The sequence below is a fragment of the Pseudomonas sp. P9_35 genome, from assembly GCF_034008205.1.
Taxonomy (GTDB): domain Bacteria; phylum Pseudomonadota; class Gammaproteobacteria; order Pseudomonadales; family Pseudomonadaceae; genus Aquipseudomonas; species Aquipseudomonas kilonensis.
On the sequence record NZ_CP125373.1, the window covers coordinates 6,057,922 to 6,079,578 of the forward strand.

Genomic DNA, 21,657 nt, shown 5'->3' on the forward strand with positions numbered 1-21,657 from the left:
CTTTGACATATTTGTTGACAAATTATTCCTTGCCCTCCTATAAAGGCGCATGTTGTACGACAACCTACAACACAACATGCGACACCAAATCCAAAAATAATTGATGGTGAAGTGATGAAAATCAAAGGCATCCGCTGGTGGATGGTTGGCCTGGTCACGGCCGGCCTGATGGTCAACTACCTGGCTCGCAATACCCTCTCGGTGGCCGCTCCCACCCTGATGAGCGAAATGAACATCTCCACCGAGCAGTATTCCCACATCGTCGTGGCCTGGCAGATCTGCTACGCGTTGATGCAACCGGTGGCCGGCTACATCATCGACGCCATCGGCACCAAGATGGGTTTCGCCATTTTCGCGTTCGCCTGGTCCATCGCCTGTGCCGCAGCGGCCATGGCATCGGGCTGGCAGGGCCTGGCATTTTTCCGCGGGCTGCTTGGCCTGACGGAAGCCGCCGGGCTGCCGGCTGCGGTAAAGACCTCTACCGAATGGTTCCCGGCCAAGGAACGCTCGGTGGCCATCGGCTGGTTCAACATCGGTTCCTCAATCGGCGCCGTGCTGGCTCCGCCGCTCGTGGTCTGGGCGATCCTGAACAGTGGTTGGGAGCTGGCGTTCCTGATCGTTGGCGGCCTGGGCGTGGCCTGGACGTTTCTCTGGCTGATCTTCTACAAGCATCCGCGCGACCAGAAGCTCCTGGGCGACACCGAGCGTGATTACATTCTCAGCGGCCAGGAAGCGCACTTCCAAGACCCGACGCCGAAGAAAGGCAGCTGGAAACGCATCATCGCCAGCCGCAACTTCTACGCCATCGCCAGCGCCCGGATCCTCTCCGAGCCGGCCTGGCAAACGTTCAACGCCTGGATCCCGCTGTACCTGATGACCGAGCGGCACATGAACATCAAGGAGATCGCAATGTTCGCCTGGCTGCCGTTCCTGGCCGCCGACCTGGGTTGCGTGCTGGGCGGTTACCTGAGCCCGTTCTTCCATAAATACTGCAAGGTGTCGCTGTTTACCTCGCGCAAAATGGTCCTGCTGTTCGGGGCGTCCTGCATGATCGGCCCAGCCTGCATCGGCCTGGTCGCCAGCCCTTACACCGCCATCGCCCTGCTGTGCGTCGGCGGTTTTGCCCACCAGACCCTGTCCGGCGCGCTGTACGCCATCACGTCCGATTCGTTCGGCAAGAATGAAGTCGCCACCGCCACCGGCATGGGCGGGATGTTCGGTTACCTGGGCGCCGCCGCCTTCACGCTGCTGTTCGGCGTCATGGTGACCAAGATCGGCTACAGCCCACTGTTCGTGCTGCTGGCAATCTTCGATATCATCGCCGCATTCATCGTCTGGACTGTCGCCCGGGAACTCAAGCACCAACCGGCAACGCCGTCGTCCGAGCCGCAAGCATTGCAACCGGCCGTCTGAGGCACCTTGCGGCCGGGCCCCTTCGGCTCGGTCGCACGAAAGCGCTATGCTGCGCAGCAAGCCCCACTGATCGAGACGTTGCCATGTCCACCCCCAGCATGACGCTGTTCCACAACCCCGCTTCGCCCTTCGTTCGCAAGGTCCTGGTGCTGCTGCACGAAACCGGCCAGCAAGACCGCGTGGCGTTGCAGCTCAGCCAGCTCTCGCCGGTCAAGCCGGACCGGGCGCTGATCGATGACAACCCGTTGAGCAAGATCCCGGCCCTGCGCCTGGCCAACGGGACGGTGATCCATGACAGCCGCGTCATCCTCGACTACCTCGATCACCAGCACGTCGGCAACCCGCTGATCCCCCGGGACGGTGCAGCACGCTGGCGGCGCCTGACACTGGCCTCCTTGGCCGATGGGATCATGGATGCGGCCGTGATGATCCGCTACGAAACCGCGCTACGCCCTGTGGAAAAACACTGGGACGAATGGCTCGATGCGCAACGGGACAAGATTCGCCGGGCCCTGGGCATGCTCGAAGCCGAAGCGATTGCCGAGCTGGCCTGCCACTTCGACGTGGCCTCCATCAGCGCGGCCTGTGCCTTGGGCTACCTCGACCTGCGCCATCCGGACCTGGAATGGCGCAAGGCCAATCCGCAACTGGCGGCGTGGTTTGCCGAGGTCAGTCTGCGGCCTTCGATGATTGAGACGGTGCCCAGGGTTTAGCTTTGCGTTAGCTGTGCCGGCCTTATCGCGAGCAAGCTCGCTCCCACAGGGGACCGTGGCGCTCTTTGTGGGAGCGAGCTTGCTCGCGATGGCAGCGCACCGGATCCAAAGGAAACAACCCAGCAATGCGCATCACCAACACGTCCCGCACCCGCTGATCCTCACGCAACCCCAGCGACCGGCTCATTTCACCTCTCCCAGATCAAAGCTCATCGCCGCCGCCGGCTTCGCGCCAACCCCGTACCAGTCCAGCTTGCGGGTCAGCACCATGAACACGCCCAGCAGGCCGAACAGCAACAGCGAGCCCATCAACAGCGCGTAGTCCTCGGCGCTCAACAGGCCGTAGAGCAAACCGTACAAGCCCGCCAGCCCTGCCGAGAATCCCAGGCCGTGGCTCACGCTGCGCAACACATGGCAGACATAGAACCCGATCAGCAATACACAGGCACTGGCCGACACCAAGTACGCCAGGGTGAAACCGATGTGCTCCGACAGCGACAACAGCAGCAGGTAAAAGAATGCCAGCGCCACGCCCACCAAGGCGTACTGGACCGGGTGCACCGCCAGGCTCTTGAGTACCTCGAAAAGGAAGAAGCCGGCGAAGGTCAGGGCGACAAACAGCAGCGCATATTTGATCGCCCGGTCGCTCTTGAGGTACTGGTCCACCGGGTCGATGAAGCTCACCCCGAAGGCCCGGCTGCGGAACGCTTCACAGCTATCGCTCGGTTCGCAGGCTTGCAGCGTTTCCAGGAGGTTGGTGGAGAAAAACGACGTCTGCCAGTCGGCACTGAAACCCTGCTCATTGATTTCACGATTGGTGGGCAAGTAGTTGCCGATGAAGCTCGGATGCGGCCAGTCAGCCGACAGGTGCACCTTGGTGGATTTGCCCACTGGCAGAATCTGGAACTCGCCAGTGCCTTGCAGGCGCAGGTCGAAACCGAAGGTCAACTCAGGGCCGCCCTGGGCGGTGATCATCGGCAGCGGCACATGCACACCCTGCCCCAGCCAGCCGAGCCGCGAGCCAGGCAGGAAGTCGACGGTCTGCTGGTTGAGTGTCAGGGTCAGCGCATTCTCGATGCCACGAATATCGCTGATGCCGACGCTCAGGTATGGCTCGTCGAAGCGGTAATCGGCAAAATCCTTAGCAGCAACACCGTAGCGCTCAGGCACCTTGAAGCGGCCATCGATCCGGTTATCGGCATGGAACAAGCGCGCTTCGTAGATGCCCCGGGCACGGGTTTCGGTGCGGATCTGGCCGTCGAGTTCAAACTGCTCCGGTAAAAAATACAACTCACCCGCTCGCTCGACGGTTTCCAGGAAACGCACGCCGGTCTTCTCGTTGGTATTCCAGACCTTCACGCTCTTGCGAAACGGCACCACGATCATCGGCCCGATCAGTTGCTGGTTGTAGCTGGAGCTGCGGGCGATGTCCTGCAGCACACCGTCACGCAGTTCCTGGCGCTCATCAATGAGCCCGTTGATCATCAACAACGGGATCATCAACAAGAGAATCAATAGGGCGATCATGCCCAGTTTTATGGCGAGACTGCGGTTCATGTGGGGCTCTCCCTGTTCGAATGAGGGAGAGTCTGGGGTGGCTGTGTGTTGGGCTTATGGAGCGATTGTGGAGATTGTGTGGAGACAGCCATCGTCGTGTCGAGCACGAACGCCGGCATCCGCCACGTCCACGGCCTGGAAAGCTTCGCGCAGGGAATCCTCCATCAGCTGCCAGGCCTCCTCGGCTGACTCGTCCGGTCCCAGGTGGGTGAACATATGGTCGCAGCCTTCAAACATTCGTTGGCGCACCGGCACGCCGGCCTGGCGCAACTTCTCGGCGTAGGCCTCGCCTTCGGCACGCAAGATATCGTATTGCGCCGTGATCACCGTGGCAGCCGGCATCCCCGCCAGCGCCTCGACCGGCGCCAACAGGGGTGAGGCCAACGGATCGAGCGCCTGTGCCGGATCGCTCAGGTAGCAGCTGTTGAAGAAGCGCATCAGGCGGGCATTGAGCAGTGGCCGGGCACTGGTGGACGTTTTCAAGGCGGGGTCCTGGTGCAGATCCAGCGCCGCATAGTCGATCAACTGATGCACCACCTTCAACGCCTGGTGCCCGCGCGCCAGGCCCGCCACGGCGGCGGCCAGATTACCGCCGGCGCTATGGCCGCCGACTGCGAAACGCTGAGGATCGATACCCAGCGTTTCGGCTTCGCTGGCCAGCCATTCGAGCACCGCGAAGCACTGCCGCGGGCCTGCGGGGAAGGCGTGCTCCGGCGCCAGCACATAGTCGAGATTGACCACCAGGCAGTTCAGGTTATGGGCCAGTCGACGGCAATAGCTGTCGTCGTGTTCGGGCGTCCCGGCGACAAAGCCACCGCCATGGAAATTCAAGTACACCGGCAGCTTTGCCGAGGACTGCGAATGGGGCCAGTAAAACAGCGCCCGCGCAGCCCCCCAAGGCGTCGGGATGGTTTGCTCGACAACGGCGCGCAACGGAAACAACGCAGCGTCGTAGGTAAACTTCGCCTTCATTCTCTTGGCGAAGGCGCGCAACAACTTGGCCTGCAGTTTTTGCCAGAGGCTCACCATGCTCATGCTCCCGGTTGTGTATCCACGAATAGGACCAGCCGACCGAAAGTCATCTCGCCGTAAGGCATGGCTTGCTGACAGGTCTACAAAATTGTTCGCCGGTGCTGAGGGGAAATTAAACCTAAAAAATGGTTATGTAAATTAATCAATAACAAGATTAATCAAATTCCCTCAAGGCAACCTCAGCACCACCTCAACCCCACCCTCGACATTGCCAATACTGAATTGCCCCCCATGCAACTGCACCACTTCTTCCACGAAGTTGAGCCCCAGGCCAGTGCTCTTGCGGCCGCTGTCCGGGCGCGGCAGGGAGTAGAAACGCTCGCTCAGGCGTGGCAGTGCGTAGTCGGGAATCGGCGCGGCCTGATTGAACAGGCGGACCTCGACGCGATTCCCGTTGCGCTCGGCGCTGATACGCAGCCGACCGTTGACGGGGGTGAAGTCCAGGGCGTTTTCCAGCAGATTGCCCAAGGCCTGGCGCAACAGGAACGGCTCACCGGTCAGCGTCAGGTCGGTAGCGATGCGCTGCTCAACCGTCAACTGGCGACTTTCAATCCAGCCGCCACGCGCTTCCAGCAGCTCGTCCATCAACGCCGCCAGCGGCACCGCGACTTCTTCTTCCAACCCCTGGCGCTGCTCGATCTGGGCCAGGTTGAGCAAGCGTTCGATCAATTGCTGCATTCGCACGCTTTCGTTGTCGATGTTACTGACGAAGCGCTGGTGCTGGGCCGCGGGCATGTCGCTTTGCAGCAGTTCGGCGGCGCCACGAATCGCCGCCAGCGGGCTCTTGAGTTCGTGGGTGAGCGTGTGCACGTAACGCTCGACGTAGGCCTTGCCCTCCAGTTGCGTGCGCATGCGCTCCACGGCACCGGCCAGTTGCTCGAACTCGCCACCACGATAATGCGGCACCTCCACCCGACGCCCCTGGCTGACCGCCTGGGCGTAGATCGTCAAACGCCGCAGTGCCGCGCTGAGCCACCAGGACAACAAGCCGCCCAGCAACAAGCCCAGGGCGACCAAGCCGGCGCCATAGATCAACAGGCGCCGCTCGGTGCGATCGACATAAGGCTGCAAGGAGCTGTTGGGCTTGGCGACGGTGACGACCCCAATGATGCGGCCGTTGTCGCGAATCGGCGCGCCGACGTGCATCACCGAAGACGTCGGATCATCGGCAATGCTGCGAGTCGAGCGAGCGCCGTAGTGGCCGCGCAGGGTCAGGTAAACGTCGTTCCAGCGCGAATAATCCTGGCCCACCGCCACGCCACTGGAGTCGAGCACCACGATGCCGTTGGCATCGGTGACATAGATGCGATGGCTGACCTGGTTTTTCGGCAAGCCCCAGATCGTCGCCGCCGGCTGGCGCTCGCCGTAGGCCTTGAGCAACTGCGGCCAGCGATTCTGGTTGAGGGTGCCGGCCTTGAAATCGTCCCGCAGGATCTCGGCCATCAGGTTGGCGGTGTCCACCAGGGTTTCTTCGGTGGACTGGCGCACGCCGGGGCGGATCTCCTCCATGACCGTGTTGAGCACGAAGTAACCGGTCAAGGCGATAAACAGCACATACACCAGGAAAATCCGGATCCCCAGCGACATCAGCTGTGCCCCGGGCTGTAGCTGTAGCCCAAGCCCCGATGCGTCTGGATCGGCTCGGCCTCGGCCCGGACCAGGCGCAACTTGGCGCGCACGCTCTTGATGTGGCTGTCGATGCTGCGCTCGTAGCCGGCATCGCTGGCCACGCCCAGGGCATCGAGCAGTTGCTCACGGCTGAAGACCCGCTCGGGTTGCTCCAGCAGACAATTGAGCAGGCGGAACTCGTGACGGGTGAGGTTCAGCGGTGTGCCGCGATAGTTGATCTGCACGCGATCGGCATCAACCTGAAACAACGCCGTGCCCACCTCCGCCGCCGGCCGCGGCGCCACGCGCTTGAGGATCGCCCGGACCCTGGCCGCCACTTCGCGGGGGCTGAAAGGCTTGACCACGTAATCGTCGGCGCCGATCTCCAGGCCCACGATCCGGTCGATCTCGCCATCCCGGGCTGTCAGAAAGATGACCGGAACGTCGCTGAAACGTCTGAGATTTTTACAAGTCTCGAATCCGCTGATATCCGGCAGGCCCACATCGAGAATGATCAGGTCCGCCGGGGTGTTTTTCTGGTGTTCGAGGGCGGCTGCGCCAAGGCTCAGCCAAGTGGTGTCAAACCCCTCCCCTTGCAGGGCAAACACCAGCGTATCGGCGATGGCGGCTTCGTCTTCGACAATCAGGATATGAGGCATGACTTGCGGGCCCGGCAGTAAAGTTGCCGGAACGGTGCCGCAAGCCTTGGGGTACGTCAATCAGGGAAATCAGCAGTCCGGCTTATCCGCCGTAAACCGCCGCGCCGGGTTCACCGCCGCCCCGAACTCACGCAACGCCTTCGCGCCAATCAGCAACGGGTAATTGAAACTGCTGCGATCGGTCAGGTTGACCTCGACCGTGCGCTTGACGTTACCCAGGCACAACTCCAGATCGACCACCGGGCGCTTGGTGGGCGCGATCTTTTCGTCGTCCTCTTCATCTTCCTCGGAACGGGTCTTGATCTTGCTGATGCGCGCGATCTTGTGCTCATAGACCTTGTTGCTCGCATCCTTGGTCGCCAGGCGGAACCGCACCCAGTCATCACCGTCACGGGTGAAGGTTTCGATGTCCTTGGCCGACAGCGAGGCGGTCAGGGCGCCGGTGTCCATCTTGGCCTTGAGCACTTCGCCACCGATTTCCGGCAGCGCAATGTATTCGTAGCGCCCGTACAGGGTTGGCTCGGCGGCCAGCACTGGAAGAGCCACCAGGGAAAGCAGGGCTAGAAGGGATTTCATGCAATAGGGCTTCCATTGTGGGAGTGGGGTTTTAGACCGTGGCCAACGAATTCGTTCGGTTAAACATCCCTGTGGCGAGGGAGCTTGCTCCCGCTCGGCCCTTGTAGGAGCTGTCGAGTGAAACGAGGCTGCGATCTTTCCAAAGACACTTGAGTCCGAAGCGAAAGATCAAAAGATCGCAGCCTTCGGCAGCTCCTACACAGCCGAGCGAGAGCAGTCTCTGACCACAAAAAGCACTCCCAACCTACCCTAGCCCAAGTGAAACTTTCGTCCACACCGATTTGGCCTGCCGCCCGAAGCTTGCTTATCATGGCCCGCCCACCTGTTTGCAAGAGTCATCTATGCGCCGCCTGCTCACCGGCTGTTTCGTCACGCTGCTGTTATTGCTCAACACCCTGGTGCTGTTCGGGCCGCTGATGGTGTTCGCCGTGCTCAAACTGATCCTGCCCGGGCGCTTTCGCGACTATGCCTCGTGGGCGGTGATGTGGATCGCCGAGACCTGGGCCGAGATCGACAAGCTGATCTTTGCCCTGTGCATCCCCACCCACTGGGACATCCGCGGCGGCGCGGACCTGCGTGGCGATACGTCTTACCTGGTGATCAGCAATCACCAATCCTGGGTAGACATCCCCGCCCTCGTCCAGACCCTCAACCGGCGTACGCCGTTCTTCAAGTTCTTCCTCAAGAAAGAACTGATCTGGGTGCCATTCCTGGGGCTGGCCTGGTGGGCCTTGGATTACCCGTTCATGAAGCGCTACACCAAGGCGTTCCTGGCAAAAAACCCGGAACTGGCCGGCAAGGACCTGGAAATCACCAAGGCCGCCTGCGAGCTGTTCAAGCGTCAACCGGTCACCGTGGTCAACTACCTCGAAGGCACCCGCTTCACCGCCGCCAAAAGCCAACAACAGCAATCCCCCTTCACCCACCTGCTCAAGCCCAAGGCCGGTGGCGTGGCGTTCGTGCTGGCGGCCATGGGCGAACAGCTGGACGCGGTGCTGGACGTGACAGTGGTCTATCCGCAGCAACGCATCCCCGGGTTCTGGGACTTGATCAGCGGCGCGGTGCCCAGGGTCATCATCGACATCCAGACCCGCGAGCTGGACCCTACGCTCTGGCAGGGCGACTACGAAAACGACCCGGAGTTTCGCCAGCAGGTGCAGGATTGGGTTAATCAGCTCTGGACTGAAAAGGACCGACGCATCGCCCAATTGCGCAACGAAAGGAGTGGAACCTAACAGTTCTGATAGTAGGCAGCGGCTGAAAAAGCTCCGATGCTGAAGGCTCGGCTTTTGGACCTGGCATTTTTTTATTCCAAATCAGCATAAAAAACTGTCAACCCTGACAGTACCCCTCGCCAGACCCAGCCGTAACCATGTCGCCGGGACATAACACGGAAGCAAACACATGCGAAACTTCATGACGGGCGGCGGCGGAATAATTCTGCTGATGATCGGCCATGTCCACGCCGGAGAAGTCACTTGTCCGGCCGTGGCACAACTCCATGACAACACTGCGACGATAGAAATGCAGGATGATCCCGAATGGCAAAGCCAGAGCCTCGTGCAGGAGCTCAACCCGGCGGCGCTGCCCTTCAACGACGCCGAGTTCGCGATCCATGGACCCGACGAAGATGAGCAGGTACCGAGGAGGGTGACCATCACCTGCAATTACGGCGAGAACAATCTCACGCTGGATTATCAGCCGATGTCTTTACCCTCGGCCGCCAACCGTTGCGCCAGCCGGGGCACCGACACCTGCAGACGAGTGAACACCGACTATTTCAGCTTGAGATTCTGATGGTTGCGTGGCGGATTTTCGATGTCGCCACACCTCATCAAACACCCGCACTACTCCCCCAAATCCCCCCCAGATTCTGCAGCAACGAACCCGCCACGCCCTGTTGACCGAGGTACTGCAAGATGATCGGGGCAAACTGGCCGATCATGCCGCTGTCCATGCCCAGCGCACTGAAGGCATTGTTCAGGTCGCCGGTGTCCTTGACGTTGCCCAGCAAGCCGTCGAGCAGTGCATTCTTGTCCGACCCGCCGCCGAGCAAACCGCCCAGGCCATTGAGCCCACCGATGGCGCTGTTCCCAGCGATCTGATCCAGGCCCGGGACACTTTTGCTCAACTCGGAAAACTGCGGCTCGCTGAGTCGGTTCTTCGCCAGCCCCAGCATCGCACCGGCACCGCCGATGGCCTGTTCCGGCGTGATCTTGAGTTCCGATCCCAAGGTGTTGAGCAGGCCGGCGGCTTTCGGCGCGGCGGCCACGGCGCCCTCACCCTGCTCGCCTTGGTTGCCCTGCATCGCCGACACCACATTGGCTGCATCACTGAGGCTGAACTGCGCGAAGGCTGGGCTGGCAGCCAGCGTCAACAGGCAAGACAGAGCAAAACCACGTGAAACCTTCATCCGGGACTTCCTCTTGAGCATGAAAAAGCCGCTCATAGAGAGCGGCGTAAAGCGTGCGTTGGACTGGTGTGGACGCAGATTGTTCCTAAACGTATTACAGGAATGGCCGATAGCCATTACAGAAAATTCTTCCAAGGCCGTCAGAAGTTTCTGAATCAACGAAAACTGCGCTTTTTTATATAGCTAAAAGTTACCAAACATCCATATACAGTTCTAAATTGACATAAAGAACTGCCCACCTTGACAGTAGCCCGCCCGACCAAAGCCGTGAATCGTTGATCTGAGCCCTGGAGCCTGGCACATGAAAAAAATACTGGCTGGAGGCGCGGCGTTGCTTTTGCTGATCATCGGCCAAGCCCATGCCGGTGAAATAACCTGCCCTGCCGTCACTGACATCCATAGAAACATTGAATCGGTGGAGGATGTTTTCTTCGTCGATGTACAGGACGACCACGAATGGGAGAGCGAAAGCCTCGTGGACGTGGTCGACCCGGAATCGTTGCAGTTCGAAGGTGCCGAGTACGTTATTCATGAAGCCGACGAGGACAGGCAGGCAACCACAAGGGCGACCATCACGTGCAGGTACGGGGACATAAATCTGAATATGGAGTATCAGCAGATCCTGGAACCGGCCTTTTCAGGGTGGGTGAACAATCGCTGCGAAAGCCCGAACACCAGAATGTGCAGGTTAATGGACGGAGACTACTTCAACCTGTTTCTTTGATCGGGAATGGCAACCGCGTCACTGTTCCTGCACAGCGTTTCAAGGCGCCCTGCCATCGCCCGCACCGTTACCGTACAGTGCGGCTTTCTCCAGCAGAGTTTGCCCATGAACGTAAAAATCGGCGGCGCCACCCTCGCCGTTATCCTGACGGGCATGCTCATTGTCCTGGGCGTCAACGAATGCCAGCGCGGCCCACTGAATCCGGAGCTGGCCGACGGCACCAGCGAAGAACAAAAGACCTGGCTGACCATCGAACACCGCATCAAGCGCTCCGACCCGACGCTTACCGATGTGACCCGCGACCAGCAAACGCTGACGGTGCTTTACCGTCCAGGTGCTTGCGCGGATGACTGCGAGCCCTGGGTGCCGCACCTGCTGCGCGTTGTCGGCCATGGCCTGGCAGCGCTCAACGGCGCGCCAGGGGGCAAGCAGTACACGCAAGTGACGGTCAAGGCGCGGATCCTTGCCGATGATGATGTGGAACTGGTCTATGACATGCCAGGGTTCGACGCCATCAAGACCCAACAAGGCGGCTACGAGACCTTTGCCAGCATGCCCCGCAGCCTGAAATTCAGCAGCGACGCCCTGGCCCAGGCGCAGGACTATTGCCAAGGTCCTAGCGCCAAAGGGTTCTACCCTGAATTTTGCGAACGGGTCGAGACTGCAACGGCCCATCGCTAACCGTGGCGAGGGCACTTGGACCCTGTAGGAGCTGGCGAAGCCTGCGATCTTTTGATCTTTTGATCTTTCGCTTGAGACTCAAGTGTCTGGGGAAAGATCGCAGCCTCGTTTCACTCGGCAGCTCCTACACAGTGTCCACAACCCGACGCGTGCAATTTCTGGCCACAACCGGCGCTCGATCACCGTCGACTAAAAATCTTACAACTACTTGGGAAATCACCCGCAACAGCGAGCCTTGCCCAAGCCAATCCGCGATGCCTATAGTTGTCCCGTCGTCCACATGGCGACTCGGGTTTGGCGACTCGATAAACTGCAGTCAGAAGCCCTGCTTTTTGGCACGGGCTTTTGCACTCGCAAAACTGCTTAATGGCAGTTGTGCGCGGGAGACTCTCGGGTCTGCCGATTTGCAGTTTTCGGTTCGCCAACCCGCGTACAGCTGCCACCCATTCGTTTGGCGACGAGTGAGTGGCGGCCCCCACTAAACTGCTGAGATCTACCCAATGAACCGATACATGCCCCTCACCGGCGTCGACTGCTCCCCCGCCGCCCTGCTCATCGATACCCAAGCCCCCCTCGACGTCCTCCACGAAACCGCCGCCTACCGCATCCGCGCCGTGACCCAACTGTTGGAAAACATCGCCTTTCGCGAAGAGCTCAGTTCCGACGCCGTCGTCCTCCACGATTTCGCCCTGCTCCTGGCGATTCCGTTGCGCGATGGCTGTGATGTGCTGGACGTGATCGGCCGGCGCTTGCAGGCACAAGCCATGGCCTGACCGCGGCGCCAGTCATCCGACTATCAACGCGCAAGCCGTTATTTCCTCTCGGCATTGCCTACTGTCAACCTTGACAGTAGGCAACTGTTCATTCGGGTTCTAACCTGCAGCCGTGACAACGACAAACAAGGCTCTGGGCAAACCACAGTCCCTGTGCCTTTCTTCATTCGGGCAAGCAGGAAGAATAAAAATGAGCGACCGAATCAAAGGAACCGTGAAGTGGTTTAACGATGCAAAGGGCTATGGCTTCATCACTTGCGGCAAAGGAGGCAAGGAATTGTTCGTTCATTACTCGGCGATCGCCGGCGAGGGTTATAAAACTTTGAAACAGAAGCAAACAGTCTTCTTTGAAATCGAGAAGAGTGACAAAGGCATGCAAGCCATGAGAGTGACGCCGGATTAACCCTCGGCTCACGCAGGAGTCAATTCATGTCGGCAAACCACAAAACGCTGCTCTGCCGTTACCACTATGACCCACTGGATCGCCTGGCCGATTGCACGCCATCGGCCCAGGCCCACACCCAGCGCTTCTACCTGAAGGAGCGCCTGACCAGCGAGATCCAGGGCTCGGTACAGCGCTCGATTTTCCAGCAGGGCGATCAACTCCTGGCGCAACAACAGCGCCAGGATGGCGTCATCGAAAGCACCTTGCTCGCCACCGATCAGCAACGCTCGGTGCTGCACGCGCTCGATGCCACACAGCCTCATCCCCTCGCCTACACACCCTACGGCCATCGCCCGGCGGAAAACGGCTTACTCAGCCTGCTCGGCTTCAACGGCGAACGGCCGGATCCGGTGACGGGGCATTATTTGTTGGGTAATGGGTATCGGGCGTTCAATCCGGTATTGATGCGGTTTAACAGCCCGGACAGTTTGAGTCCGTTTGGGGACGGGGGCGTGAATGCTTATACGTACTGTGTTGGAGATCCGGTAAATCGGGTGGATCCGACGGGGCACTTACCGGCATGGTTTAAATCCATTGGGAGGGCACTGGGATTCATACAGCCATCGTCGCGAGTAGCGCGTGCTGATCGGGCCTATAACCTTGCAGTGCAAGAGACAGCAGGACAAGGCATCTCAGGGTTCCCAACCAACGGAGTTCCCAATAGACCACTTACGCCCCCTCCTTCTCCCATCGCATCAAAGAGCCCGAACGATTTAACTGCTGCATGGACAACTAGAGAAACGATAGCAGTACATCACTCGCCTTCTGCCTCCCGTCGCGGCTCGCATTCCTACTACTTAGACGGGGGTGAGACATCGGACATTCCGTTTGCTTCAGGCCCCCCATCACCGGAACTCTCTCGGCCGCGCGCTTCTTCACAACACTCATGGTGGGACCCCTTCACAGCAAGGAGAGCTCGTAGAGCTGCTGAAGGTCATAGACCAGCTGTTGTTATGGATGACAATGATCCAGGGCTAACTGCTCTTAGACATCGATTTGGCGTTGTGCCTCCCGGTTACGATGATACTCCGCCACCACCTTACGATGCTCCACCGTCTTACGAGGAGGTGTCGCGCAACAGAGTTCGACGAACTTAAGCAGCCAATACTTACATCCTCGCATCACCCACGCTTTACGCTGAGCTGAATAAAAAGGGCGACATCACAGTCGCCCTTTCCCCGTCTTGCCCTTTACCGCTTACGCCGCACTGAACAACTTATGCGGATCAATCACAAACTTCTTCGGCACGCCCGCATCGAACTCACCGTAACCCTTCGGCGCGTCATCCAGGCTGATCACCTGTACGCCAACGATTTCAGCAATGTTGATACGGTCCCACATGATCGCCTGCATCAGTTGGCGGTTGTACTTCATCACTGGGGTCTGGCCGGTGTGGAAGCTGTGGGATTTGGCCCAGCCCAGGCCGAAGCGGATGCTCAGGCTGCCCATTTTCGCCGCCGCATCGACAGCACCCGGGTCTTCGGTGACATAGAGGCCAGGGATGCCGATTTTGCCGGCCACGCGGACCACGCCCATCAATGAGTTGAGCACGGTGGCCGGGGCTTCGTGCTTGACGCCGTCATGGCCGTGGCCGCGGGCTTCGAAGCCGACGCAGTCGACGGCGCAATCCACCTCTGGCTCGCCCAACAGTGCGGCGATTTGCTCGTGCAGCGGGGTGTCGGTGGACAGGTCGACAATTTCGAAGCCTTGAGCCTTGGCGTGGGCCAGGCGGATGGAGTTGACGTCACCAATGATCACCACGGCCGCGCCCAGCAGGCGGGCGGAAGCGGCGGCCGCCAGGCCAACCGGGCCGGCACCGGCGATGTAGACGGTGCTGCCAGGGCCAACACCGGCGGTGACTGCGCCGTGGTAGCCGGTGGGCAGGATGTCGGACAGGCAGGTCAGATCGCGGATTTTCTCCATGGCCTTGTCGCGGTCCGGCAGTTTCAGCAGGTTGAAGTCGGCGTACGGCACCAGTACGTATTCAGCCTGGCCGCCAGTCCAGTCGCCCATGTCCACGTAACCGTAGGCACCGCCGGCACGGGCCGGGTTGACGGTCAGGCAGACGCCAGTGTGTTGCTCTTTGCAGGAACGGCAGCGCCCGCAAGCCACGTTGAACGGCACCGACACCAGATCACCGATTTTCAGGTTCTCGACGTCGCTGCCCTTTTCGATCACTTCACCGGTGATTTCGTGACCCAGGACCAGGCCGGTCTGGGCGGTGGTACGGCCGCGCACCATGTGCTGGTCGGAGCCGCAGATGTTGGTGGAGACCACGCGCAGGATGACACCGTGCTCAATCTTCCTGCCGCGCGGGTCCTGCATTTTTGGATAGTCGATTTTCTGTACTTCGACCTTGCCGTTGCCGAGATACACGACACCACGATTACCAGACATGCTTTCACCTCGCTGTTGTTTTTGTGGAACTGCGTTGCCCAGGCAGGCAGCGCGTTGATTGCTCGGGTTAGTGCTTGTGTCTTGTTTCTTTTGTTGTCTTCAAGGGCCTCTTCGCGAGCAAGCTCGCTCCCACAGTTGATCGCGTACTCCCTGTGGGAGCGAGCTTGCTCGCGATGTCGGCCTAAAGAACGACAGTGCGATTGGCGTTCAAGAACACCCTTCGCTCGATGTGATACCCCACGGCCCGGGCCAGGGTGAGCCCTTCAATATCGCGGCCCTTGGCGATCAGGTCTTCGGGATAGTGGCTGTGGTCCACCACTTCCACGCCCTGGGCGATGATCGGGCCTTCGTCCAGGTCGTTGTTGATGTAGTGCGCCGTGGCGCCCACCAGCTTCACGCCTTTGTTGTAGGCCTGGTGATACGGCTTGGCGCCCTTGAAGCCCGGCAGCAGCGAGTGATGGATGTTGATCGCCTTGCCGTCGAGCTTGCGGCACAACTCCGGCGACAGCACTTGCATGTAGCGCGCAAGGATCACCAGCTCGGCACCGGTGTCTTCGATCACCTGCCACACCTGCCGTTCCTGGGAGGGCTTGTCGTTCGGGTCCAGGGGGAAATGGTAGTAGGGAATCTGGTGCCAGTCGGCCAGCGGCTTGAGATCGGGGTGGTTGGACACAACGGCCACCACGTCCATGGACAACTGGCCGATGCGCTGGCGGTAGAGCAAGTCGTTGAGGCAGTGATCGGCCTTGGAGACCATGATCACCACTTTGGGCCGGTAGTTGGGCGGCGTCAGTTCGAAAACCATGCCGAAGGCTTCGGCACGCTCGGCCAGGCCGGAACGGAAATTCTGCTCGTCAAAACCGTCGGGTTGACGAAACTCCACGCGAATGAAGAAGCGCCCCGAAAGCCGGTCGTCGAAGGAGTGGTGCTCGGTGACGTAGCAGCCCTGCTCGAACAGAAAGCGGGTCACCGCGTCCACCGTGCCGAGCACGCTGGGGCAGTCGGCAGTCAAGATCCATGTGTCTGGGGCGCGGCTCATTGCGGTGACTCCTGTTCAAAATTAACTGGGCGACATAGAACCCTGTGGCGAGGGAGCTTGCTCCCGCTGGGCTCTGTAGGAGCTGTCGAGTGAAACGAGGCTGCGATCTTTCCAAAGACACTTGAATCCCAAGCGAAAGATCAAAAGATCGCAGCCTTCGGCAGCTCCTACAGAGCCGAGCGGGAGCAAGCTCCCTCGCCACAACAGCATTCCAAGACCAAGAATCAGGCCTGCACGCTCAAGCCATACTCAGCCGCGGCATCCTGCAACCACAGCCACCAGTAATCCGAGAAGCTGCGGCGGATCACCAGTTCCCAGGTGTCTTCGCCCGTGTGGCGGATCACCAGTTGCGACTTGGCGAACACCGTGCCCACGGCCTTGCCCACCGGGAAGTTGCTTGGGTGAACGTCGTAGCTGGTGGATTTCATCAGCACGTCGCGCACATTCGGGCCGGACAGTTCGAGGATCTGCTGGCCACCGCTGACGTTGACGATCTGGATGTGCAGGTCGCCCAGGGCTTCACGCAGTTTTTTCTCGGCGGCAAACTCTTCGCCGGTGGGTACCACCAGCAGCCACTCGTCCGGGCCAAGCCATTGCAGGCTGGTTTCACCCTTGACGATGACGGTCAGGGCGCCTGGCAATTCCAGGCCCAGGGCCTTGTGCACGCCGGCGGCGAACGCCGGGTCGTGACCGTCGCCACGAAGGGTCAGGTGGCCCAGGAGTTTTTTCTCGCGCACGGTCACGCCGGCGTTCTTGCGGCCCTTGCCCACCAGGCTGGCGAGGTCGGCATGGTGCAGCGACGACTCGGCCTTGGCCCCGGTGGTTGGGCGTTGTGGGTACACGTTGACTGCGGTCATATGGAGCACCTGTCTGAATGCTTGTTCGACCTGCCGGTGCGTGGCGCTGTGGGAGCAAGGCTTGCCCGCGATGAACGATAACTCGGTCTGATGGCTACCGTGTCGCCTGCATCGCGAGCAAGCTTTGCTCCCACACGCCCCCACCACAGGGCTTAAATGTTAGATATTCTGCCGATCCCCCTTCGGATCGAAGAACACCGAAGAAACAATCTCTGCCTCGATCACGCTGCCGTCGGCCAATGGCGCGAACACGCGCTCGCCCATCCGCTTGAGGCCGCCCTTGACCACACCCATGGCAAATGAATAACCCAGGGAGTTGTGGGCATAGCTGGAGGTCACGTGGCCAACCATGGTCATCGGGATCGCCTGCTTGGTGTTGAACACCAGTTGCGCGCCCTCCGGCAGCCAGACATTCGGGTCGATCGGCTTGAGGCCCACCAGTTGCTTGCGCTCTTCACGCACGCAATCTTCGCGATTCATGCCGCGCCAGCCGATCCACGAGAACGGCTTGGTCCGTCCTACGCACCAGCCCATGTTCAGGTCGTCCGGGGTCATCGAGCTGTCAGTGTCCTGACCGACAATGATGAAGCCCTTCTCGGCCCGCAATACGTGCATGGTCTCGGTGCCATACGGGGTCAGGTTGTACTTCTTCCCGGCCTCGACGATCTGCTCGAGCACGCCCATGGCGTAGTCGGCCTGCACGTTGATTTCGTACGACAGTTCACCGGTGAACGAAATGCGGAACACCCGCGCCGGTACGCCGCCCACCAGGCCTTCCTTCCAGGTCATGAACGGGAAAGCGTCCTTGTCCAGGTCGATGTCGGTGACGTCGCTCAGCAGCTTGCGGCTGTTGGGGCCCGACAGGGTCATGGTTGCCCAATGGTCGGTGACCGAGGTGAAGTACACCTTCAGGTCCGGCCATTCGGTCTGGTGATAGATTTCCAGCCATTGCAGCACGCGCGCCGCGCCGCCGGTGGTGGTGGTCATCAGGAAGTGGTTGTCCGCCAGACAGGCCGTTACGCCGTCGTCGAAGACCATACCGTCTTCCTTGCACATCAGGCCGTAGCGGGCCTTGCCCACGTCGAGCTTGGTCCAGGCGTTGGTGTAGACGCGGTTGAGGAACTCGCGAGCATCCGGACCCTGGATGTCGATCTTGCCCAGGGTCGAGGCGTCCAGCAGGCCAACGCTGTCACGCACGGCCTTGCATTCGCGCTTGACCGCGGCATGCATGTCTTCGCCGCTCTTCGGGAAGTACCAAGGACGCTTCCACTGGCCGACGTCTTCGAACTCGGCGCCGCTTTTCACATGCCAGGCATGCAGCGCGGTGAAGCGCACCGGCTCGAAGATGTGCCCGCAGTGCCGGCCCGCCACCGCGCCGAAAGTCACCGGCGTGTAGTTCGGACGGAACATGGTGGTGCCCATCTGCGGGATGCTCACGTTCAGCGAACGGGCCGCGATGGCCAGGCCGTTGACGTTGCCCAGTTTGCCCTGGTCGGTACCGAAGCCCAGTGCGGTGTAGCGCTTGACGTGTTCCACCGATTCGAAGCCTTCGCGGGTGGCGAGTTCGATGGCGGCGGCAGTGACGTCGTTCTGCAGGTCGACGAATTGCTTCGGTGCCCGTGCAGTGGATTTTTCGTGAGGCACCTGGAACAGCGCCAGGGTCGGCTCTTCGTGACGGCTCAGGGCCTTGGGCAACACACCCTCCACCGCTTTGAAGCCGGCTTCGCTGGCCGCGCGCACGCCGCCTTCAAAACCGTCAGCCAAGCTATCACCGAGGCTGTAGACACCATTCACACCACCGACGCAGACACGCTTTTGCGGTGCTTCGCCCGGTACGAAACCGAGGATGTCTTCACGCCAGATCGGCTTGCCACCCAGGTGCGAAGCCAGGTGAACCACCGGGCTGTAGCCGCCGGAGCTGGCCACCAGGTCGCAGTCCAGCCATTCGCCGGGGCTGGTGACTTTGTGGGCACGGACGTCGATCGCGGCAACACGTGCCCCGGTGACGCGCTTGCTGCCACGGGCCTCGATCACGGCGCTGCCGGTGAGGATGCGAATGCCCTTGGCGCGGGCTTCTTCCACCAGCGCACCACGCGGGTTGCTGCGCGCATCGGCGACAGCCACCACTTGCAGGCCGGCGTCGAACCAGTCCAGGGCCACGCGATAGGCGTGGTCGTTGTTGGTGCTCAGCACCAGTTTCTTGCCCGGTGCCACGCCGTAGCGACGCACGTAGGTGGACACCGCACCGGCCAGCATGTTGCCCGGCACGTCGTTGTTGCCATAGACCAGCGGGCGCTCGCAGGCGCCGGTCGCCAGGACCACGCGCTTGGCGCGGACGCGGTTGATGCGCTGGCGGACCTGGCCGATCGGTGCGCGGTCGCCGAGGTGGTCGGTGAGGCGCTCGTGGATGGTCAGGAAGTTATGGTCGTGGTAACCGTTCACCGTGGCGCGAGGCAACAGCAACACTTGCGGCATCGATTGCAGTTCAGCCACCGCAGCAGCGACCCATTCGGTCGCCGGCTTGCCGTCCAGGCTCTCGCGGGATTCGAGCAGGCTACCGCCGAACTCTTCCTGCTCATCGGCCAGGATAACGCGCGCACCGCTGCGGGCCGCGGCCAGTGCGGCGGCCAGGCCAGCGGGGCCTGCGCCGACGATCAGCACGTCGCAGTGACGGTTCATGTAGTCGTAGGTGTCCGGATCGTTCTCGGTCGGCGAGCGACCTAGCCCTGCGGCCTTGCGGATGTACTTCTCGTAGGTCATCCAGAACGATTGCGGGTACATGAAGGTTTTGTAGTAGAAGCCCGGCGGCATCAGCTTGCCGCCGACCTTGCCGAGAATGCCCATCATGTCGTTGTTCACGTTCGGCCAGCCGTTGGTGCTGGTGGCGACCAGCCCCTGGTACAGCGCCTGTTGCGTGGCGCGCACGTTAGGGATTTGCGTGGCTTCGGTGGCACCGATCTGCAGCACCGCGTTCGGCTCTTCGGCACCGGCGGCGAAGATGCCGCGCGGACGCGAATACTTGAAGCTGCGGCCGATGATGTCGACACCGTTGGCCAGCAGCGCGGCGGCCAGGGAATCGCCTTCGAAGCCTTTGTAGGTCTGGCCGTTGAAGGTGAAGCTCAGCGCTTTGTTGCGGTCGATCCGTCCGCCGTTGGACAGGCGATTGATCTGGCTCATACCTTCTCTCCCAGAGCCTGTGCGGCCGCTTTCGGACTGTCAGCCTTGTCGGTGAATTGCGGCTTTTGGCCGATCTTGTAGGTTTCGAGAATCTCGTAGGTCACGGTGTCGCGAGTCACGTTGAAGTACTGGCGGCAACCGGCGACGTGATCCCACAGCTCATGGTGCAACCCGCGTGGGTTGTCACGGAAGAACATGTAGTCGCCCCACTGTTCGTCGGTGCAGGCATTCGGATCCAGTGGACGCGGGATATGCGCCTGGCCGGATGCATGGAATTCCTCTTCGGAGCGCAGTTCGCCGCAGTGAGGACAGAAGATGTGCAACATAGGGATTTCTCCTGTTAGTGGGCGACGGCAGCAGCGCCGTGTTCGTCGATCAGTGCGCCGTTGTGGAAACGGTCGATGGAAAACGGCGCGGCCAGCGGGTGCATTTCACCCTTGGCCAGGCTTGCAGCGAAGACGTTGCCCGAGCCCGGGGTGGCCTTGAAGCCGCCAGTGCCCCAACCGCAGTTGAAGAACATGTTCGGCACCGGGGTCTTGGAGATGATCGGGCAGGCGTCCGGCGTGGTGTCGACGATGCCGCCCCACTGGCGGTTCATGCGTACGCGGGACAACACCGGGAACATCTCGACGATGGCCTGGACCGTGTGTTCGATCACCGGGTACGAGCCACGCTGGCCGTAGCCGTTGTAGCCGTCGATACCGGCACCGATCACCAGGTCGCCCTTGTCGGACTGGCTGATGTAGCCGTGCACGGCGTTGGACATGATCACGCTGTCGATGATCGGCTTGATCGGCTCGGACACCAGCGCTTGCAGCGGGTGGGATTCGATCGGCAGGCGGAAGCCCGCGAGCTTGGCCATGTGCCCGGAGTTACCGGCCGTCACCACGCCGACGCGCTTGGCACCGATGAAGCCCTTGTTGGTTTCCACGCCGATGCATACGCCGTTTTCCTTGCGGAAACCGATCACTTCGGTCTGTTGGATCAGGTCCACGCCCAACGCGTCCGCCGCCCGGGCAAAGCCCCAGGCCACGGCATCGTGACGGGCCACGCCGCCGCGACGCTGGACGGTGGCGCCCATCACCGGGTAGCGGGTGTTTTTCGAGCAATCCAGGTACGGGATCTCGTCGGCCACTTGCTTGGCGTTGAGCAGCTCGCCGTCCACGCCGTTGAGGCGGTTGGCGCTGACGCGACGCTCGGAATCACGGATGTCCTGCAGGGTGTGGCACAGGTTGTAGACGCCACGCTGGGAGAACATCACGTTGTAGTTCAGGTCCTGGGACAGGCCTTCCCAGAGTTTCATCGCGTGTTCGTACAGGTGGGCCGATTCGTCCCACAGGTAGTTGGAGCGCACGATGGTGGTGTTGCGCGCGGTGTTACCGCCGCCCAGCCAGCCCTTCTCGACCACGGCCACGTTGGTGATGCCGTGTTCCTTGGCCAGGTAGTAGGCGGTCGCCAGGCCATGCCCGCCACCGCCGACGATGACCACGTCGTAGACCTTTTTCGGGGTCGGCGTGCGCCACATCCGCTGCCAGTTTTCGTGATGGCTGAGAGAGTGTTTGAAGAGGCCGAAGCCCGAATAGCGTTGCATAG

General features: G+C 60.9%; 22 protein-coding genes. 9 read left to right on the top strand and 13 right to left on the bottom strand.

All coding sequences use genetic code 11. The features are described from left to right. The first annotated feature begins 114 nt into the window (after nt 1-114). Together QMK47_RS27015 and QMK47_RS27020 are read left to right on the top strand one after the other, a co-directional pair. Nucleotides 115-1,413, top strand: a complete 1,299-nt coding sequence (locus QMK47_RS27015; protein WP_253470027.1) for an MFS transporter — start codon at nt 115-117, stop codon at nt 1,411-1,413. 83 nt (nt 1,414-1,496) lie between these two features. Then, nucleotides 1,497-2,126 carry a glutathione S-transferase gene (locus QMK47_RS27020; protein WP_253470029.1) on the top strand — a complete coding sequence of 210 codons (630 nt, stop codon included), beginning with the start codon at nt 1,497-1,499 and terminating at the stop codon, nt 2,124-2,126. A gap of 183 nt (nt 2,127-2,309) precedes the next feature. Here QMK47_RS27020 and creD read toward each other — a convergent pair whose 3' ends face one another. From creD to QMK47_RS27045, 5 genes are all read right to left on the bottom strand, one after another. Continuing rightward, complete coding sequence (gene creD, locus QMK47_RS27025) at nt 2,310-3,683, bottom strand: cell envelope integrity protein CreD (protein ID WP_258689561.1); 1,374 nt, start codon at nt 3,681-3,683, stop codon at nt 2,310-2,312. 54 nt (nt 3,684-3,737) lie between these two features. Beyond that, nucleotides 3,738-4,712: an alpha/beta hydrolase gene (locus QMK47_RS27030; RefSeq protein ID WP_320389549.1), complete on the bottom strand. Its 975-nt coding sequence runs from the start codon at nt 4,710-4,712 to the stop codon at nt 3,738-3,740. 171 nt (nt 4,713-4,883) lie between these two features. Next, nucleotides 4,884-6,302 (bottom strand): two-component system sensor histidine kinase CreC, encoded by a 1,419-nt coding sequence (gene creC / locus QMK47_RS27035; RefSeq protein WP_320389550.1) that lies wholly within the window; start codon nt 6,300-6,302, stop codon nt 4,884-4,886. After that, on the bottom strand, nt 6,302-6,982 hold the full coding sequence (creB, locus tag QMK47_RS27040) for a two-component system response regulator CreB (protein WP_024618700.1): 681 nt from the start codon (nt 6,980-6,982) through the stop codon (nt 6,302-6,304). Before creB ends, creC begins: the two co-directional genes overlap by 1 nt. A 69-nt stretch (nt 6,983-7,051) precedes the next feature. Beyond that, nucleotides 7,052-7,558: an ATP-dependent zinc protease gene (locus QMK47_RS27045; RefSeq protein WP_024618699.1), complete on the bottom strand. Its 507-nt coding sequence runs from the start codon at nt 7,556-7,558 to the stop codon at nt 7,052-7,054. A 341-nt stretch (nt 7,559-7,899) separates the two neighbouring features. On the opposite strand from QMK47_RS27045, the gene QMK47_RS27050 reads away from it, so the two are divergent. Both QMK47_RS27050 and QMK47_RS27055 read left to right on the top strand, forming a co-directional pair. Next, complete coding sequence (locus QMK47_RS27050; protein WP_320389551.1) at nt 7,900-8,793, top strand: acyltransferase; 894 nt, start codon at nt 7,900-7,902, stop codon at nt 8,791-8,793. A 169-nt stretch (nt 8,794-8,962) separates the two neighbouring features. Further along, nucleotides 8,963-9,355 (top strand): DUF3757 domain-containing protein, encoded by a 393-nt coding sequence (locus tag QMK47_RS27055; protein WP_258689564.1) that lies wholly within the window; start codon nt 8,963-8,965, stop codon nt 9,353-9,355. Nucleotides 9,356-9,392: 37 nt separating this feature from the next. Here QMK47_RS27055 and QMK47_RS27060 read toward each other — a convergent pair whose 3' ends face one another. Next, nucleotides 9,393-9,971, bottom strand: coding sequence for a DUF2780 domain-containing protein (locus tag QMK47_RS27060; RefSeq protein WP_053182592.1), 579 nt, complete (start codon nt 9,969-9,971; stop codon nt 9,393-9,395). Between the two features lie 301 nt (nt 9,972-10,272). On the opposite strand from QMK47_RS27060, the gene QMK47_RS27065 reads away from it, so the two are divergent. The 4 genes from QMK47_RS27065 (at nt 10,273) to QMK47_RS27080 (ending at nt 12,552) form a co-directional block, all read left to right on the top strand. Further along, a complete protein-coding gene (locus QMK47_RS27065; protein WP_253470040.1) occupies nt 10,273-10,695 on the top strand; it encodes a DUF3757 domain-containing protein in 423 nt (140 codons plus the stop codon). A gap of 105 nt (nt 10,696-10,800) precedes the next feature. After that, nucleotides 10,801-11,376, top strand: a complete 576-nt coding sequence (locus QMK47_RS27070) for a hypothetical protein (protein WP_253478324.1) — start codon at nt 10,801-10,803, stop codon at nt 11,374-11,376. Between the two features lie 500 nt (nt 11,377-11,876). Further along, complete coding sequence (locus tag QMK47_RS27075; protein ID WP_018603560.1) at nt 11,877-12,149, top strand: hypothetical protein; 273 nt, start codon at nt 11,877-11,879, stop codon at nt 12,147-12,149. Between the two features lie 190 nt (nt 12,150-12,339). Beyond that, nucleotides 12,340-12,552, top strand: coding sequence for a cold-shock protein (locus tag QMK47_RS27080; protein ID WP_024619756.1), 213 nt, complete (start codon nt 12,340-12,342; stop codon nt 12,550-12,552). A gap of 8 nt (nt 12,553-12,560) precedes the next feature. Here the strand turns inward: QMK47_RS27080 and QMK47_RS28850 are convergent, their stop codons facing one another. Then, nucleotides 12,561-12,818, bottom strand: a complete 258-nt coding sequence (locus tag QMK47_RS28850; protein ID WP_413817788.1) for a hypothetical protein — start codon at nt 12,816-12,818, stop codon at nt 12,561-12,563. Nucleotides 12,819-12,824: 6 nt separating this feature from the next. Here QMK47_RS28850 and QMK47_RS28855 point away from each other — a divergent pair, with 6 nt between their 5' ends. Then, a complete protein-coding gene (locus QMK47_RS28855; RefSeq protein WP_408980876.1) occupies nt 12,825-13,691 on the top strand; it encodes an RHS repeat-associated core domain-containing protein in 867 nt (288 codons plus the stop codon). 100 nt (nt 13,692-13,791) lie between these two features. Here the strand turns inward: QMK47_RS28855 and fdhA are convergent, their stop codons facing one another. The 6 genes from fdhA to QMK47_RS27115 all read right to left on the bottom strand — a co-directional run bounded on the left by fdhA (nt 13,792) and on the right by QMK47_RS27115 (nt 21,655). Next, nucleotides 13,792-14,991 (bottom strand): formaldehyde dehydrogenase, glutathione-independent, encoded by a 1,200-nt coding sequence (gene fdhA / locus QMK47_RS27090; RefSeq protein ID WP_003177608.1) that lies wholly within the window; start codon nt 14,989-14,991, stop codon nt 13,792-13,794. Nucleotides 14,992-15,172: 181 nt separating this feature from the next. Next, on the bottom strand, nt 15,173-16,030 hold the full coding sequence (gene purU, locus QMK47_RS27095; RefSeq protein ID WP_014340578.1) for a formyltetrahydrofolate deformylase: 858 nt from the start codon (nt 16,028-16,030) through the stop codon (nt 15,173-15,175). Between the two features lie 224 nt (nt 16,031-16,254). After that, on the bottom strand, nt 16,255-16,887 hold the full coding sequence (locus QMK47_RS27100) for a sarcosine oxidase subunit gamma (RefSeq protein WP_253470042.1): 633 nt from the start codon (nt 16,885-16,887) through the stop codon (nt 16,255-16,257). 159 nt (nt 16,888-17,046) lie between these two features. Beyond that, entirely contained in the window at nt 17,047-20,064 is a 3,018-nt protein-coding gene (locus QMK47_RS27105) for a sarcosine oxidase subunit alpha (RefSeq protein WP_320389552.1), read from the bottom strand. Continuing rightward, the gene (locus QMK47_RS27110; protein ID WP_003206305.1) at nt 20,061-20,390 is read right to left on the bottom strand and encodes a sarcosine oxidase subunit delta; all 330 of its coding nucleotides are present in this window, start codon (nt 20,388-20,390) and stop codon (nt 20,061-20,063) included. The genes QMK47_RS27105 and QMK47_RS27110 overlap by 4 nt, the downstream gene beginning before the upstream one ends. Nucleotides 20,391-20,404: 14 nt before the next feature. After that, nucleotides 20,405-21,655, bottom strand: a complete 1,251-nt coding sequence (locus tag QMK47_RS27115) for a sarcosine oxidase subunit beta (RefSeq protein WP_003177603.1) — start codon at nt 21,653-21,655, stop codon at nt 20,405-20,407. Nucleotides 21,656-21,657 lie beyond the last annotated feature (2 nt).